Source organism: Salinicola sp. 4072, from assembly GCF_036663415.1.
GTDB classification, from domain to species: domain Bacteria; phylum Pseudomonadota; class Gammaproteobacteria; order Pseudomonadales; family Halomonadaceae; genus Salinicola; species Salinicola salarius_A.
The window spans coordinates 58,226-74,529 of record NZ_JAXOVV010000003.1; the positions used below are offsets into that span (position 1 = coordinate 58,226).

The following is a 16,304-nucleotide window of genomic DNA, read 5'->3' on the forward strand; positions in this document are numbered from 1 at the left end:
TGATTTTCGAAGCTCGAAGCTCGAAGCTCGAAGCTCGAAGCTCGAAGCTCGAAGCTCGAAGCTCGAAGCTCGAAGCTCGAAGCTCGAAGCTCGAAGCTCGAAGCCCGAAGCCCGAAGCCCGAAGCCCGAAGCCCGAAGCCCGAAGCCCGAAGCCCGAAGCCCGAAGCCCGAAGCTCAGTCGCCCGACAGCCTCGCTGCGCGACTGGCCTGCAGTGTCCGGGTCATCAGCGCGCGCAGAGCGGCCGGGCGTACCGGCTTGAGCAGGATCTGATAGCCGCCGCGCTTGATCTCCTCGGCGACTTCTTCGGTGCGGTCGGCGGTGATCACGATGCCCGGTACGGCCTGCTCGCAGAGCTCTTCCAGCGCTTCCAGGGCCATCATGCCGGTGACTTCGTTGTCGAGATGGTAGTCCGCGAGAATCGCATCCGGATCGCCCCCCATGTTGCGAAGCGCCGACTTGGCGCCACCGATCGAGGTGGCCGTATAGACTTCGCACTCCCAGCCTTCCAGCATCGCTTTCATGCCTTCGAGGATGAGGCGCTCGTTGTCGATGCAGAGAATGCGCGTGCCCGCCAGCTTGTTGCTGGCCCGCTTGTTGGGCGCCGTCTCTTCCGGCGTGGCGGCGCCGCGGCGATCGGCGATCATCGGCACGGAGACCGAGAACACGGTTCCCAAGCCGACTCGGGAGCGAACGAGAATCGGGTGATCCAGTACGCGGCTCATGCGCTCGGAAATCGACAGGCCCAGGCCCAGACCGCGCTCGCTCTCCTTGTGCCGGGAGGCCTGATCGAGACGCCGGAACTCCTGGAATATCTCGCTCAGCTTGGATTCCGGTATCCCCGGACCGGTATCCCAGACCTCGATCGTCACGCGCCCGCCGGCGCGACGGCAGCCCAGCAGGACGCGTCCCTGCTGGGTGTAGCGCAGGGCATTGGACAGGAAGTTCTGAATGATGCGTCGCAGCATCTGGGCATCGCTCTCCACCCACAGACTGGTCGTGACCATGTCCAGATCGAGGCCGCGATCGTCAGCCATGACTTCGAATTCGGCGCGCAGCGGACGCAGGATGTCGGCCAGGGGGAACTGGCTGCGACGCGGCGTGAGCGCGCCGGCGTCGAGCTTGGAGATATCCAGCAGCGTGCCCAGCAGCTCCTCGGCGGCCTGGAGTGAGTTGTCGATATGGCCGATGGTGCGGCCATGATCGGGGTCCGCGATCTGCTGACCCAGCGCCGAGGTGAATAGCCGGGCGGCGTTGAGCGGTTGCAGCAGATCGTGGCTGGCGGCGGCGAGGAAGCGCGTCTTCGAGGCGTTGGCATCCTCGGCGGTCTGCTTGGCCTGGCGCAGCGCCTGTTCGGCCTCGGCGCGAACGCGGTTCTCCTGGCGTAACGCTGCGTTGGCCTCCGATAGCGCCTGGGTACGTTCGCGAACCCGCTCCTCGAGGTTTTCATTGGTCTCTCGCAGGGCGATCTCTGCCAGCCGGCGCTCGGTGATGTCCTGATAGAGCGCGAAGAAGCCGAGAATTCGCCCCCCTTCGCCGAAGTGCGGCGTGTAGGTCACCAGCATGTAGCGAATGCCGCCGTCGCCGTCGTCGAGCGAGATCTCGAAGGTGACCCGCTCGCCGCTCAGCGCTCGCTGCATCCAGGGTGTGCGTTGACGCGCCGTCTGCGGCGGCAGCACGTTGTCCGCCCGCTCCCCGATCACCGCGTTGCGGTCGATCCCCATCGCCGCTTCGTAGGCGCGGTTGGTGAAGAGATAGCGACACTCCTTGTCGAAGTAGGCGATCAGCGCCGGCACGTTGTCGGTGTAGATGCGGATGTTGCTCTCGGAGCGGATCAGCGCTTCCTCGGTGCGCTTCTGCTGCGTGATGTCCTGATAGGTATAGACGAAGCCGCCACCCGGCATCGGGTTGCCCAGCACCTCCAGCACCGAGCCGTCGGGGCGATAGCGCTCGTAGCGGTGCGGCTGGCCGCTGCGGATGTTCTCGATCAGCTGCTCGACGTGTTCCTCGGGATCGCCGGGGCCGTATTCACCGTTGTGGGCGTTGTAGCGGAACACCTTTTCCATCGGCGTGCCGACGCGGATCAGGTTGTCGGGGAAACGGAAGATCTCCAGATAGCGCTGGTTCCAGACCACCAGGTTGAGGTTCTGGTCGACCACGCCGATGCCCTGGTTGATGTTCTCGATGGTCGCCTGCAGCAGCGCCCGGTTGAACTCCAGCACCTGTGACGCTTCGTCGACGATCGAGATGACGTCCGAGATGCCGATACCGCGGCCCTGAAGCGCGGAGTTGACCACGATGCGCGCCGACGATGCGCCGAGAACCGAGGCCAGAAGGCGTTCGGTGAACTGGATGACGTCGATCGATGCCCGAATGTTGTTGTCCACCGGCTTGGCGTTGCGCCGGGCGTAGTCCTCGAAGGCGCGTTCGACCTGCGATTTGCCCAGGAAACGCTCGCACAGCACCTTGAGGTCGCCCATGGTCGTGGCGCCCGTCCAGGGGCGGTTGACCGTGGTCTGACGGGTTTCGATGCTGTCGACGAACAGCGAGGCCTGGATGCGCTCGACGACCCGCTGCGGTGTCAGCTGCGAGATGAAGATGTAGAAGAACAGGTTGAAGCCCAGCGACAGCATCACGCCGTGGGCGAAACTGTCGGTGACGTTGAGGCCGAACAGATGCAGCGGCGAGAGCCACTCCAGCCCCAGCGGGCCCCCGATCAGCCACGCTTCCGGCAGCAGGTTGGCCTGGATCAGCGCCGGCATCAGCAGGGTGTAGGCCCAGATCGCGAAGCCGACGTTGAGTCCGGTCACCACGCCGAGACGATTGCCGCGCTTCCAGTAGAGCCCGCCGAGCAGCGCCGGGGCGAACTGGGCGGCGGCCGAGAGCGATAGCAGGCCGGTGGCGGCGAGCGAGCTGTACTCGGCGACCAGCTGGTAGAACAGGTAGGCCAGGGCCAGGATGACGACGATGGTGAGTCGACGGGCGCGCAGCACCAGCCGGCCGTAGTCCCGGGGCTGCTCCTCGAACCAGCGCAGTCGGAACAGCGCCGGCAGCACGATTTCGTTGGAGATCATGATCGCGTTGGAGACGACGGCCATGATCACCATGCCGGTGGCCGCCGAGAGTCCGCCGACGAAGGTCATCATCGCCAGCCACGGCTGGTCGGCGACGATCGGCAGGGCGAGGACATAGCTGTCCGGCGAAATGCCCTCACCGGGAAACAGCGATAGCCCCGCAGCCGCCAGGGGCAGGACGAAGAAGCCGATGGCCACCAGATAGACCGGAAATAGCCAGCGTGCCCGCTTGGCATCATCGGTATGGGTATTCTCGACTACCGTAATATGAAATTGCCGAGGTAGACAGAACACCGCCAGCATCGCCAGCAGCGTCTGGGTCCAGAAACTGGTATCGAAGTTCTGCTCGGTCAGCTGCTGCTGCAGCTTCAGATAGGTATCCGCGCGCGTCAGCAGTTCGCCCAAGCCATCGAACATGCCCCAGGTGACGTAGGCGCCCAGCACCAGAAAGACCAGTAGCTTGACCACCGACTCGAAGGCAATGGCCTGGATCAGCCCTTCGTGATGCTCGGTGGCGTTGGTATCGCGGGTACCGAAGAGGATCGCGAAGACCGCCATGAAAATGGTGATATAGAACGCCGTGTCGTCGACGATCGGCGCCTTCACTGCATGGCCGTCGCTGGTCATCACTCGAAAGGCGCTGGAGACGGCTTTCAGCTGGAGGGCGATGTAGGGCAGCGTCCCGATCAGGGCGATCATGCTGGCAAAAGCGGCCAGCGACTGGGACTTGCCGTAACGCGAGGCGATGAAGTCGGCGATCGAGGTCACGTTCTGGCGCTTGGCGACCCGGATCATCTTGGTGATTACCGGCCAGAACAGCAGGAACGCGAGCACCGGGCCTACGAAGATGCTGGCAAACGACCAGCCCGACGTCGCGGCCTGGCCGACGCTGCCGTAGAAGGTCCAGGACGTGCAGTAGACCGCCAGCGCCAGACTGTAGACGATTGGCCGGCGGCTTGCGGCGCCGTGGCGTCTGGCGTGCCGATCCCCGCGCCAGGCAATGGCGAACAACGTGGCGACATAGAGCAGTGCCACCACGATCAATAAACCGCCTTCGAACATGAACTCTCTCCCTTGATATGCGGCCATTCTAGGGCAACGCCAACCTCGAGGGCAGCCGCGATCCGGGGCTTGATATCGATGGTGCCGCGTGCCGGATCAGCTTTCGGAACAGACCGTCTCGAGTTGCGGGTCGTCGCCCGCGAGATGACGCAAACGGCCGATGTCGGGCTGGCGGCTATCGCCCACGAGCGGGACGCTCTCGCGAGCGCTGCAATTGACCAGATACGCCTGGTGGGTCAGCACGTCGCGATACTGCATTTCGAAACGATAGAGAACGAACTCGACGAGGCGCTCGCCGTTGGCTCGCGATTGCACCAGTTTGTCCCGGTCGACGACGCTGAACGCCGTGGTCAGCGGATGGAGATAGGTCCATGGGCGCCATAACATCCGGCTCTTCTCGGTCGACACCACTGTCGCCGATTCGGGCAACTGCTGGCGCTTGTATTCATACCAGTCGTACTCGTAGTTGATCTGGTAGGCCAGTAGGCCCAGCCCCGCGCAGGCTGGGATGATCCAGCGCGGTAGACGTTTACCGCTGAGAGAACGTAACAGTAGCGCCACGCCGGCGGCGCCCAGGCCGGCGGAGGCTGCCGCGACCAAATGCCATATCATGGTGATTCCTTGCTCAAAGAATCGGGCTTCCCGCTGGGAAGCCCGATTCGAGTGGTGCCAGTTAGCCTGACTCTTCAGAAAGCATTGTCGCTTAGTGATCGATCGCGACACCAGCCCCCTTGGGATAGCGCACGCTTTCCACCAGATCCTGAATCTCCTGCGGCGGCTCCTCGGTGACGCTGGAAACCATGTATGCCACGGCGAAGTTGAGGATGGCGCCCACGGAGCCGATGGACAGCGGCGAGATGCCCATTACCCAGTTGGCCTCAGTGTCCGGCAGGTTGTTGGTATCGGGAATGAAGAACCAGCCCTTGTAGACGAAGATGTATACCAGGGTGAAGATCAGGCCCGAGAGCATGCCAGCGATCGCCCCCTTGTTGTTGATCCGCTTGGAGAAGATTCCCATCATCAGCGCGGGGAACAGCGAGGCGGCGGCGATACCGAAGGCCAGCGCCACGACCTGGGCGGCGAATCCGGGAGGATTGACGCCGAGGTACGTCGCGACCACGATCGCCACGGACATCGAAATGCGGGCTGCCCGCAGTTCGCCCCTTTCGGTGATCCTCGGGTTGATCGCCCCCTTGATCAGGTCATGACTGATCGCCGAGGAAATCGCCAGCAACAGACCTGCCGCCGTGGACAGCGCTGCCGCCAGGCCCCCCGCGGCGATCAGACCGACCACCCAGCCGGGCAGATTGGCGATTTCGGGGTTGGCCAGCACCAGAATGTCGTTGCTGACCTCCAGTTCGTTACCTTGCCACCCGCGGTCGGAGAAGTCGGCGGCGCCGTTGTAGAGTTGAATGTTGCCGTCGTTGTTCTTGTCGTCGAAGGTTATCAGTCCTGTCTCTTCCCAGGTGCGAATCCAGTCGGGACGGTCCGCGTACGCGATGGGATTGGCGGCGGCGTCCTCGTAGTTCTCGACCTGGGCGGCCATGTCCGGGTAGATGGTGGTCACCAGATTGAGGCGGGCCATCGAGGCCACGGCAGGCGCGGTCAGATAGAGCAGGCCGATGAACACCAGCGCCCAGCCGGCGGACCAGCGTGCGTCGGCGACCTTGGGAACGGTGAAAAAGCGCATGATGACGTGCGGCAGCCCCGCGGTACCGATCATCAGCGATAGCGTGAACAGCACCATGTTCAGCTTGTTGTCGACCATCGCCGTGTACTCATTGAAGCCCAGTGCGGTGACGACTTCGTTGAGCTTGGCCAATAGCGGCTCGCCGGAGGCGCTGTGATCGGAGAACAGGCCGAGCGGCGGTATCGGGTTGTCGGTCAGTTGCAGCGAAATGAATACCGCCGGGATGGTGTAGGCGATGATCAGTACGATGTACTGAGCCACCTGGGTATAGGTGATGCCCTTCATGCCCCCCAGGACCGAATAGAAGAACACGACAATGGCGGCGATGATGAGGCCGGTGGTCGCATCGACTTCCAGAAAGCGCGAGAAGGCCACGCCGGCACCGGCCATCTGACCGATGACGTAGGTGAGCGAGGCGATGATCAGGCAGACCACCGCTACCATGCGCGCCGATTTGCTGTAGAAACGGTCGCCGATAAACTCGGGGACGGTGAACTTGCCGAACTTGCGCAAGTAAGGGGCCAGCAGCAGAGCCAACAGGACATAGCCTCCGGTCCAGCCCATCAGGAAGGTGGAGGCGCCATAGCCTGCCGAGGCGATGATGCCCGCCATGGAAATGAACGAGGCGGCGGACATCCAGTCGGCGCCGATCGCCATGCCGTTGGTGATGGGGTGTACCCCGCCGCCTGCGACGTAGAAGTCCTTGGTCGAACCGGCCTTGGCCCAGATCGCAATGCCGATGTAGATGGCAAAGGAGCCGCCGACGAAGAGAACGTTGATGGCAAATTGACTCATGCAGGCTTACTCCCCGAGACCGAATTGTTTGTCCAGCCGGTTCATCTTCCAGGCATAGAAGAAGATCAAGCCGATGAAGATCAGAATGGACCCCTGTTGCGCGAACCAGAAACCCAGGTCAGTGCCACCGATGGATATGCCAGCCAGCAAGGGTCGTAACAGGATAGCGCAGCCATAGGACGCCAGCGCCCAGACGATCAGGCAGCCGGTTATCAGGCGAAGATTCGCCTTCCAATAGGCAGCAGCGTTGGATTTGTCATCTGCCATATTATCGTTCTCCGCGTCATTGAAGCTGGGAAGTGTTCCGAGTTTATGCCCGCCCGGCGGGAAACCGCTCGACTACAAACTACATTTATCATGAGTGATTCACATGCGTACGAATTTTACGCGGGAAGGTTCGGTCGACAGCCGCTTTTCGATCACTCATTTATGAAGACTAAAGTCTCCTTTATTCGCGCCTTGGCTCGTCGACAGGGTACGTTATCGACTTGCGATCTCCCTATAGTGCTCAATAGCAATATTGAGTAGCGAAAACAAGATGTTAAATCTTCTACCTTAGTATCGTGGAAACAATTGACTAATGTTTTATATATGGTTGATTGGATATGAAATCGTTGCTTAATGATTTTGACTGAGGTCTATAAGACCATGGTCTAACCAAGAGTGCGGGGCGTTGAGTCCGGCTGGATGTCATGGACGATATTCTACTTTGCTATAAAAGTGATAAGTCCTGGTCAATAAAGGAGGAGAGCTTCGTTAAGTTATGATGAGTTGGCAAACAAATCGTTAAGTGTAGAGTGCCGGAAGGATATCGGGAGAGTATACAGAGCGCCGTAGATTGCGTTTTTGCCTGAGCATCGCCGCAATGGCGCTTTTTTGAAGGGTGAATTCTCGTGGCTGAAACGATATGACGGTTCGAGCATTTCCACTTCGGGCCAACTCAAGGTAGGGGCTCGGCATAGGTATGCCGTTGCAATGACGGGAGCCGGCTGATGGTCGACATGGATCTTTCCCAACCACCCTTTACGCTACTCGACGGTAGCGGCCGTGAGCGTGTCATTCGTGGTGTCGATCTGCTCTACTTCAATCGCGGCGAGATCATCCTCGACGCCGGCCAGCCCGGCGAGTTCGTGTACATCATCCACAAGGGCGAGGTCGCGGAGCTCGACCCCCACGCGCCGAGCGATCAGGCGCGCATTGCCCATTACACGGCTGGCGACCTGTTCGGTGCTATCAGCATTCTCAAAGGATCCAGCCGATATCGCTTCAAGGTGGAGCAGGAAAGCCTCTGCTATGCGATGCCCAAGACACTCTTCGAGCACCTTTGCGACGATTACCCGGCTTTCGCCGACTTCTTCCAGCGCGGGCTGGCGCAGAAGACCCGCCTGCTAGCCGAGCGTCGCGCCGAAAGTGGCGTGAACATGGCGGGTTTCATGCTGGCTCGGGTCAGCGCCTGCATGCGAGCGCCGTTGATCGTCGAGGCGACCACCAGTATTGCCGCGGCGGCCAACCGGCTCAACGAAAGCCATGCCGACAGCATGCTGGTCGGCAAGGACGGTCGCTTCGGGGTGGTGACCAAGACCGATCTGCTCAATGCATTAGTGATGGAAGGCGCGACGCAGGCGCGTCCGGTGGTCACCATCGCTCACTTCGAGCTGGTTTCCGCCGCTCCCGATCAGTATCTGTTCGAAGCGCTGGTGCAGATGACCCGGCATCAGGTAGCCAGGGTGGTGGTGGTCGAGCAGGACCGGCCGGTTGGCGTGGTGGAGTTGACCGATGTGCTCAGCCATTTCTCGAGCCGTTCCTACATGGTCAGTCTCGAGCTCGAGCAGGCCGACGATCTCGAGGCCCTGGCTCGCGCCAGCGCACGGCTGCCGGAGCTGGTCCAGGCGCTGATGGCCCAGGGGATCAAGCTCCGCTTCGTCATGGATCTGCTGGCGGCGCTCAACGGGCGTATCGTCGACAAGGCCTATCAGTTTCTCGTCGCCCCCCGCTACCGCGCTCAGAGCTGTCTATTGGTAATGGGCAGTGAAGGACGCGGTGAGCAGATCCTCAAGACCGATCAGGACAATGCGCTGATCGTCGCCGACGACAGCGATTGGCCTGATCGCGAGATCGCCATGCAGCGTTTCACCGAAACGCTCTATACGCTGGGCTACCCGCCCTGTCCGGGCAATATCATGGTCTCGAATCCTGCCTGGGTAGATAGCGAGAGCGGCTGGCGAAGGACGGTCACGCGCTGGGTCGAGCGTCGTGACGGCGCATCGCTGATGAACCTTGCCATCATGCTCGATGCCCGTGGCGTAGCCGGCGATACTCGTTTGCTGGATCGCATGCGCGAACATCTCTTCGCCAGCTGCTCCCACGATGAATTGCTGCTTTCCTACTTTGCTCGAGCCGCGCTGCATTTCGCCGCGCCGTTGACCCTGTTCGGCACGCTCAAGACACCCAGACACGGTATCGACATCAAGAAAGGCGGTATCTTCCCGATCGTGCACGGGGTGCGCACCCTGGCGCTGGAATGTCGCATCAACGAGACATCGACCCTGGCTCGGCTGGCGGCGCTTGCCGAACAGGGACGGCTGGAAGCGGACTTTGCCGCGGATCTCGGCGAGGCGCTGGCGCTTTTCATCGAACTGCGCCTCAAGCAACAGCTGGCCCAACTCGACGGACGGCGGAACAGCGGCGAACCCAACCTGGTCGTGGTGCAGTCTCTGTCGTCGCTGGAGCGCGACCTGTTGCGCCAGGCGCTGCATATCGTCAAGGATTTCCAGCAACGTCTGACGCACCGTTTTCATCTCGAATACTGACGAGGACTGCGATGATACGTTCGCTACGCCGTGTGGCCGATCGCCGCCGCCAGGCGGATGGCCGCTATGGCTGGCTGTTCAGTCCCTACACCGGTGACGAGATGGTGGCCATCGACTGCGAGACCACCGGCCTCGATACCAGGACCGCCGAACTGGTCTCGATCGCTGCGGTACGCATCCAGGGCGAGCGCGTGCTGACCAGCGGCTCGCTGGATCTGCGCCTCCAGCCGCCGGCCAGCCTGCGCGGTGATTCCATCAAGATCCATCGTATGCGCGGGATCGACTTGAATGATGGCGACGAGCTGGGGGAGGCGCTGGAAAAGTTTCTCGATTTCATCGGCAACCGCCCGCTGTTGGGTTGGTGCATCGATTACGACCGGGCGGTGATCGACCGTCAGCTTCGGCCGCTGTTCGGCTTCAGCCTACCCAATGCATGCCTTGACGTGGCACAGCTCTATCTGCGCGAGATGCATCGGACGCGCCCGCAGCTGGAGCCGACGGTAAATTTCGAGTCGGTCGCCGAGGCGCTCAATGTGCCGGTGATGGGCCGCCACACCGCCCTCGGTGATGCGACAACCACGGCCTTGATGTACATACGCCTGAAGAAGGGCGCCCTGACGACAAGTTAGCGAGGGCGCATCGCAAGTCGCCGGGCGCAGTGATAGCATGAGCGCGCCTTCATACCCATATGTGTCGTTCGACCCATGCAAGCATCTACCGTTACCCAGAAGTACGAGTTCAACAAGCTGCAGAAGCGCCTTCGCCGTCAGGTCGGCAACGCGATCATCGATTACGGGATGATCCACGAAGGCGACAAGGTGATGGTGTGCCTTTCCGGCGGCAAGGACTCCTACACCATGCTGGAGATTCTGATGAATCTGCAGCGTAACGCGCCGGTCAATTTCGAACTGGTCGCGGTCAATCTCGATCAGAAGCAGCCGGGCTTCCCCGAACACGTGCTGCCCGAGTATCTGGATGCCAAGGGGGTGAACTATCACATCCTCGAGCGCGATACCTATTCGGTGGTCAAGGAAAAGACGCCGGAGGGCAAGACCACCTGTGCGCTCTGTTCGCGGCTGCGTCGCGGCTCGCTCTACGGCTTCGCCGAGGAGATCGGGGCGACCAAGGTGGCGCTCGGGCACCACCGCGAGGACATCCTGGAGACGCTGTTCCTCAACATGTTCTTCGGCGGTTCGCTCAAGGCGATGCCGCCCAAGCTGCTGTCGGACAATGGCAAGAACATCGTCATCCGTCCGCTGGCCTACTGCCGAGAGGCCGATATCGCCGAGTTCGCGCGCCAGATGGCGTTCCCGATCATTCCCTGCAACCTGTGCGGCTCGCAGCCCAACCTGCAGCGCCAGGTGGTCAAGGAGATGCTGGCGGAGTGGGAGGTCAAGCATCCCGGGCGGCTCGAGACCATGTTCAAGGCGGTGACCAACGTCGCACCCTCGCAGCTTGCGGATCGCGACCTGTTCGATTTCGCGGGGCTGGAGGCGAAGCAGCGTCAGATGCAGGAGACGCGGATCGATACCTTCGATCTGCTCGCCCGCGAAGCCTGAGTGAACGGCGCCCACAAGGCCCGCCGGAGGTGATCTCCGGCGGGCCTTGTGCATTCATGCCAGCGGGCCACCAAGTATCGTCTTGCTCATTCCGCCCATGATGCGGGTGCCGTCCTCTTCGGCCAGTTCGGCGTACCAGGCGCGTGTCTTGGCGGGATCGGCGCCATGGGTCGTGTCGGCACGCTGGCGTGCGCGCGTGACGATACTGCCGACCCGCTGGACGCGGGCACGGTCGTAGGCTTGCAGGGCGGCGGAAATGTCGCTATCGGCATCATCGAGTGCGCGAGCCAGCACCCACGCGTCTTCCATCGCCTGACAGCCCCCCTGGCCCAGATCCGGTGCCATGCCGTGCGCCGCGTCGCCGAGAATGGCGGCACGTTCGCCGATCAACGTCTCCAGGGGTTCGATGTCGTGAATCTCCACGCGAGCCATCGCGGCAGGGTCGATGCGTTCGATCAGCCGCTGAACCGGCGGTGCCCAGCCGGCGAAATGCCGTGCGAGCTCGTCACGATAGCTGGCGGGGTCGTTGGGCGTGCCGGCGGGCAGCGGGACGTCGAAGAAGCAGTAGAACTCGGGCGAGGCGCCTTCGCCGCTCATCGGCATCATCGAGACGCGCTGATGGTCGCCGACGTACTGCACCCATCGGTCGAGCGGGGCGAGATCGGGCGTGGCGGCGACCCGCACGTTCCAGTTGACGTAGCCGCAGTAGCGACGCTCCACGGCATGGCCGAGCGCCCGTTCGCGCAATCGGGAGTGCGTGCCGTCGGCGATCACGATCAGGTCGGCCCGGCGCGTCGAACCGTCGTCAAAGGTGGCTTCCACGCCGCTGTCATCGCAGCGGTAATCGGTGCAGGCCAGGCCGAGCGTGACGTTGTCCGGCCCCACGGCATCCAGCAGCAACTGCTGGAGCGCCGCCCGCGCAATGGGGCAGGCACGCTGTCCCACCTGGTCGTAGAGCGGCTGCAGGCTGAAATGGGTCAGGGGCTGGCCGTCCTTGGTGAGATAGGCCATGTCGTTCATGCGTCCGCTGGCCTGCTCGACGGCATCGCCCAACCCCAGGGCCTTGAGCACCTTGACGCCGTTGGACCAGACCGAGATGGCCGCGCCCACCGGGCGAAGCTCGGCGACGCGGTCGATGACCTCGACCTGGTGGCCTGCCTGCTGGAGCGCCAGGGCGGCGGTGAGCCCGCCCATGCCGGCGCCGATGACGAGAACGTTCAGCGTCATGGGAATGTCCTGGTTGTTGTCGTTGGCTTGTGGTCGTCGGTTTGTTGTCGTTGGCTTGTCATCATCAGGGAATGCGTCGTTGAGCGACATATCCTGACAAACCTGTCATGCGAAATGCGCATGGCCAGAAAATCTGACCGATCGATCAAGTTTTGTCATCCTACGCAAAAAAGAGGCCGCATGGGAATGCTGGGGCATCGTCGGGCTTGCCGCGAGGCCTCACCGATTCCTCGCTGGCACCGGCCGAAGCGGCATGATCTGCCGGAACCGATCGACAAGGGGGCACGATGACCGGAGCGGCCGCAGTTCCACCATTCGAGACGCAGGATAGCGAAACATTACGTGCAGCGCTGGCAGCGGGCGACGGCGTGAACCATGAGACCGCCCTGGGTGGATTCGTCGTCGAAGGCCAGGCGAGGCATGCGCGCCTGATTCTCTGTCACGGGGCCGGGGCCGGGCACGATTCCCCGTTTCTGACCCGATTGCGCCAGCAGTTGGCCGCGTGCGGCATTCAGGTCGTGGCGCTGGAGTTCGGCTACATGGCGACCATGCGCCAGGCGGGCAAGCGCCGGCCGCCGCCCAGGATCGAAAGACTGGTGGCGGAGCTTTCCGAATGGCATCGGGCGTTGCAGGCGCTGGATGGCGAGACACCGCTGTGGTTCGGCGGCAAGTCCATGGGAGGCAGGGTCGCGAGCCTGCTGGCCACGCAAGTCGAGATGGCGGGGCTGGTCCTGTGTGGCTACCCGTTTCATCCCCCCGGCAAGCCTGCGCGTTTGCGACTCGATCACTGGCCGGAGATTCGGTGTCCGCTGCTGTTGCTTCAGGGGACGCGCGACCCGTTCGGGCGACGCGACGAGGTCGAAGGATACGATTTACCGGCACAGACGGAGTGCCACTTCCTGGATGGCGGAGACCACGATTGGAAGCCGCCCAAACGCCACGCGCGGACGCAGTCGACATTGATCGATGAGGCTGTCGGCCACGTATCACGCCGGCTGGGCGCAAGTGAATGATCCGGATGGAAAATAGTGGTGTGAAAAGCTGTTGACTTTCGACCGGTCACAGGTAGAATGCAGCGCCACGTGACCACGGGTGGTTAGCTCAGCTGGGAGAGCACCAGCCTTACAAGCTGGGGGTCACAGGTTCGAACCCTGTACCACCCACCATTACGTTTTCGTAGTGCTCGGGTTCACGTGTTGCAAGTCGTAGTTGCAAGAAAGAGTGGCAAGAAGCAGTTGGAAAATGCGGACCGGTAGTTCAGTTGGTTAGAATGCCGGCCTGTCACGCCGGAGGTCGCGAGTTCGAGTCTCGTCCGGTCCGCCATTTCCACCGACATCGGCACGTCGCAAGGCATGCTATGTCACCCGCTAGTCGCGTAGTTGGTATCGTTGGTCTGTGTTTCGACTCAAGCCTCTGATACATCGAGTGGACCGGTAGTTCAGTTGGTTAGAATGCCGGCCTGTCACGCCGGAGGTCGCGAGTTCGAGTCTCGTCCGGTCCGCCACGCTTCGCACTGCTAGTGTTTGTTGTATCGAATTGTTTGACGTCTGGGTGGTTAGCTCAGCTGGTTAGAGCACCAGCCTCACATGCTGGGGGTCACAGGTTCGAGTCCTGTACCACCCACCACAGCGGACCGGTAGTTCAGCTGGTTAGAATGCCGGCCTGTCACGCCGGAGGTCGCGGGTTCGAGTCCCGTCCGGTCCGCCATCGACGTCTTCTGCTCCGATTATCTCCTCGCTGTTATTCTCTGCTGTCGCGATACCTTCAGGCCGACACGCTCGCCATTCGATGGTTTTCACGCCATTCGATAGTCTTCGCGCCCCAGCCTCGCTGGCATTTTATCGATCTGTCTTGTTCCGTTCGTCCCTGCGCTGCTCATCCTCGGCCGCACCCTGATACCGCTTTGGTGGAATGGTTCCCGTCGGTGTTTTCGTTACACTGATGTTCATACGTGCGTTTGAAAGCCGCTATCGGCGGTAAGCGCCCCGACATGAGTGGATCCGACCGTGACGCGTTTCTCCCATCTATTTCGCCCTCTGCAAGTCGGCTCGTTGACACTGCGCAATCGCGTGGTGATGGGGTCGATGCATACCAACCTGGAAGAAGCGTCGAACGGCTTCGAGCGTCTGGCGGCGTTCTATGCGGAACGGGCGCGTCATGGCGTCGGCTTGATCGTCACCGGCGGCATCGCGCCCAACGCGGAAGGGGCGGTCTTCCAGGACGCCGCCAAGCTCACCGATGGTGTCGAGGCCGAGCGGCATCGCCCCGTCGTGGAAGCGGTGCACGCCCACGGCGCTCATATCTGCCTGCAGATACTGCATGCGGGCCGCTATGCCTATTCGCCGGATCTGGTCGCGCCCTCGGCGATCGCCGCGCCGATCAATCGCTTCACGCCACGCGCGCTGAATGGCGACGAGGTCGAGCGGCAGATCGACGACTTCGTCCGCTGCGCCAGGCTGGCCCAGGCCGCCGGGTACGACGGCGTCGAGATCATGGGTTCGGAAGGTTACCTGATCAATCAGTTCCTTTGTCGCCGTACCAACCATCGCGATGACGCCTGGGGTGGCGATAGCGCGGGACGCCAGCGTTTCGCGATCGAGATCGTGCGTCGGGTTCGCGAAGCCTGCGGCACGGATTTCCTGCTGATCTTTCGACTGTCGATGATCGATCTGGTCGAGGAGGGCAGCACCCGCGAGGAGATCGTGGCGCTGGCGCAGGCGATAGAAGGCGCCGGGGCGGACATGATCAACAGCGGCATCGGCTGGCACGAGGCACGAGTGCCGACCATTGTCACCAGCGTGCCGCGTGCGGCGTTCGTTCCTGTCAGCCGGGCGGTGCGCGAGGCGATTTCGATACCGCTGATCGCGACCAATCGTATCAACATGCCGGCGGTGGCGGAGGCGGTGCTGGCCGAGGGGCATGCCGATCTGGTGTCGATGGCGCGTCCCTTCCTGGCCGATCCGGCATGGGTGAGCAAGGCCGAGCAAGGCCGGGTCGACGAGATCAACACCTGCATCGCCTGCAATCAGGCCTGTCTCGATCACACCTTCAAGGGCAAGCTGACCTCCTGTCTGGTCAATCCGCGCGCTTGTCATGAAACCGAACTGACGTTGACGCCGACCGATACGCCCAGACGGATCGCCGTGGTGGGAGCCGGCCCGGCCGGGCTGGCTGCCGCCGTTGCCTGCGCCGAGCGCGGGCATCGGGTGACGCTGTTCGAGCGTGATTCAAAGGTTGGCGGCCAGTTCCGGCTGGCGCAGCGCATCCCGGGAAAGGAGGAGTTCGCCGAGACGTTGCGCTATTTCACCACCCAACTGATGCTGCGCGGCGTGGAATTGTGTCTCGATACCCAGGCCGATGTTCAGCAGTTGCGGGGCTTCGACGAGGTTGTCATCGCTACCGGCGTCAAGCCTCGCGAGCTCGAGATCGAAGGCATCGATCACCCCAGCGTGCTTCCCTATCCCGTGGCGATCCGGCATCCCGAGCGAGTGGGGCGACGAGTGGCGATCATCGGTGCCGGCGGGATCGGTTTCGATGTGGCGGAACTGCTGGCCCATGCGGACTCGCCCGCCGAGGACGTCGAGCGCTGGTGCGACGAATGGGGCGTTGATCTATCGGTGGCCACCGCTGGCGGGCTGAAGCCGCGGGTGCCGCCAGCGGTGCCGCGCCAGATCACGCTGCTGCAGCGCAAGGCCGGCAAGCCGGGCGAGGGGCTTGGCGTGACGACCGGCTGGGTTCATCGTGCCGCGCTGCGGGCGCGCCGGGTCGAAACGTTGTCGGGCTGCGTCTATCAGCATATTGACGATGATGGATTGCATGTCAGCGTCAACGGGGAGACCAGGTTGCTGGCAGTCGACAATATCGTGATCTGTGCCGGTCAGGAGTCGCAGCAGGCACTTCATGAGGCGCTGGTCGCAAGCGGCGTGAGGGCTCATCGAATCGGTGGCGCCGATCTGGCTGCTGAGCTCGATGCCAAGCGTGCCATCGATCAGGGCGTGCGGCTGGCGGCGAGTCTATGAGCTGCGACCGGTTGCGTTGAGTCAGCGTGAGTGGCGAGTGCTCGTGCGCTGCCGGGCGTCGAAGACAGGT

Annotated in this window: 10 protein-coding genes and 5 tRNA genes; 10 read left to right on the forward strand and 5 right to left on the reverse strand. The window is 62.4% G+C overall.

The window, feature by feature from the left end:
• Positions 1-174: 174 nt before the first annotated feature.
• From R3F72_RS03775 to R3F72_RS03790, 4 genes are all read right to left on the reverse strand, one after another.
• Positions 175-4,134 carry a hybrid sensor histidine kinase/response regulator gene (locus R3F72_RS03775; protein ID WP_332778949.1) on the reverse strand — a complete coding sequence of 1,320 codons (3,960 nt, stop codon included), beginning with the start codon at positions 4,132-4,134 and terminating at the stop codon, positions 175-177.
• Between the two features lie 96 nt (positions 4,135-4,230).
• Positions 4,231-4,746 (reverse strand): hypothetical protein, encoded by a 516-nt coding sequence (locus R3F72_RS03780; protein ID WP_087718273.1) that lies wholly within the window; start codon positions 4,744-4,746, stop codon positions 4,231-4,233.
• Between the two features lie 91 nt (positions 4,747-4,837).
• Positions 4,838-6,619 (reverse strand): sodium:solute symporter family protein, encoded by a 1,782-nt coding sequence (locus R3F72_RS03785; protein ID WP_087718272.1) that lies wholly within the window; start codon positions 6,617-6,619, stop codon positions 4,838-4,840.
• Positions 6,620-6,625: 6 nt separating this feature from the next.
• Positions 6,626-6,886 carry a DUF4212 domain-containing protein gene (locus R3F72_RS03790; RefSeq protein WP_071231497.1) on the reverse strand — a complete coding sequence of 87 codons (261 nt, stop codon included), beginning with the start codon at positions 6,884-6,886 and terminating at the stop codon, positions 6,626-6,628.
• Positions 6,887-7,611: 725 nt separating this feature from the next.
• Between R3F72_RS03790 and R3F72_RS03795 the strand changes: the two genes are divergently transcribed.
• From R3F72_RS03795 to ttcA, 3 genes are all read left to right on the forward strand, one after another.
• Positions 7,612-9,429, forward strand: a complete 1,818-nt coding sequence (locus R3F72_RS03795; RefSeq protein ID WP_332778950.1) for a putative nucleotidyltransferase substrate binding domain-containing protein — start codon at positions 7,612-7,614, stop codon at positions 9,427-9,429.
• Between the two features lie 11 nt (positions 9,430-9,440).
• On the forward strand, positions 9,441-10,058 hold the full coding sequence (locus R3F72_RS03800) for a 3'-5' exonuclease (protein ID WP_087718270.1): 618 nt from the start codon (positions 9,441-9,443) through the stop codon (positions 10,056-10,058).
• Between the two features lie 75 nt (positions 10,059-10,133).
• Positions 10,134-10,988, forward strand: coding sequence for a tRNA 2-thiocytidine(32) synthetase TtcA (gene ttcA / locus R3F72_RS03805; RefSeq protein ID WP_332778951.1), 855 nt, complete (start codon positions 10,134-10,136; stop codon positions 10,986-10,988).
• 54 nt (positions 10,989-11,042) lie between these two features.
• On the opposite strand, the gene hpxO is transcribed toward ttcA, so the two are convergent.
• Positions 11,043-12,215: an FAD-dependent urate hydroxylase HpxO gene (gene hpxO / locus R3F72_RS03810; protein WP_332778952.1), complete on the reverse strand. Its 1,173-nt coding sequence runs from the start codon at positions 12,213-12,215 to the stop codon at positions 11,043-11,045.
• 368 nt (positions 12,216-12,583) lie between these two features.
• On the opposite strand from hpxO, the gene R3F72_RS03815 reads away from it, so the two are divergent.
• The 7 genes from R3F72_RS03815 to R3F72_RS03845 all read left to right on the forward strand — a co-directional run bounded on the left by R3F72_RS03815 (position 12,584) and on the right by R3F72_RS03845 (position 16,234).
• Positions 12,584-13,228, forward strand: a complete 645-nt coding sequence (locus R3F72_RS03815; RefSeq protein WP_332778953.1) for an alpha/beta family hydrolase — start codon at positions 12,584-12,586, stop codon at positions 13,226-13,228.
• 77 nt (positions 13,229-13,305) lie between these two features.
• Positions 13,306-13,381, forward strand: a tRNA-Val gene (locus tag R3F72_RS03820).
• Positions 13,382-13,461: 80 nt separating this feature from the next.
• Positions 13,462-13,538 (forward strand) — tRNA-Asp (locus R3F72_RS03825).
• Between the two features lie 104 nt (positions 13,539-13,642).
• Positions 13,643-13,719 (forward strand) — tRNA-Asp (locus tag R3F72_RS03830).
• A 45-nt stretch (positions 13,720-13,764) separates the two neighbouring features.
• A tRNA-Val gene (locus R3F72_RS03835) sits at positions 13,765-13,841 on the forward strand.
• A 4-nt stretch (positions 13,842-13,845) separates the two neighbouring features.
• Positions 13,846-13,922 (forward strand) — tRNA-Asp (locus tag R3F72_RS03840).
• 299 nt (positions 13,923-14,221) lie between these two features.
• Positions 14,222-16,234 (forward strand): NADPH-dependent 2,4-dienoyl-CoA reductase, encoded by a 2,013-nt coding sequence (locus R3F72_RS03845; protein WP_332778954.1) that lies wholly within the window; start codon positions 14,222-14,224, stop codon positions 16,232-16,234.
• The last annotated feature ends 70 nt before the right edge of the window (positions 16,235-16,304 follow it).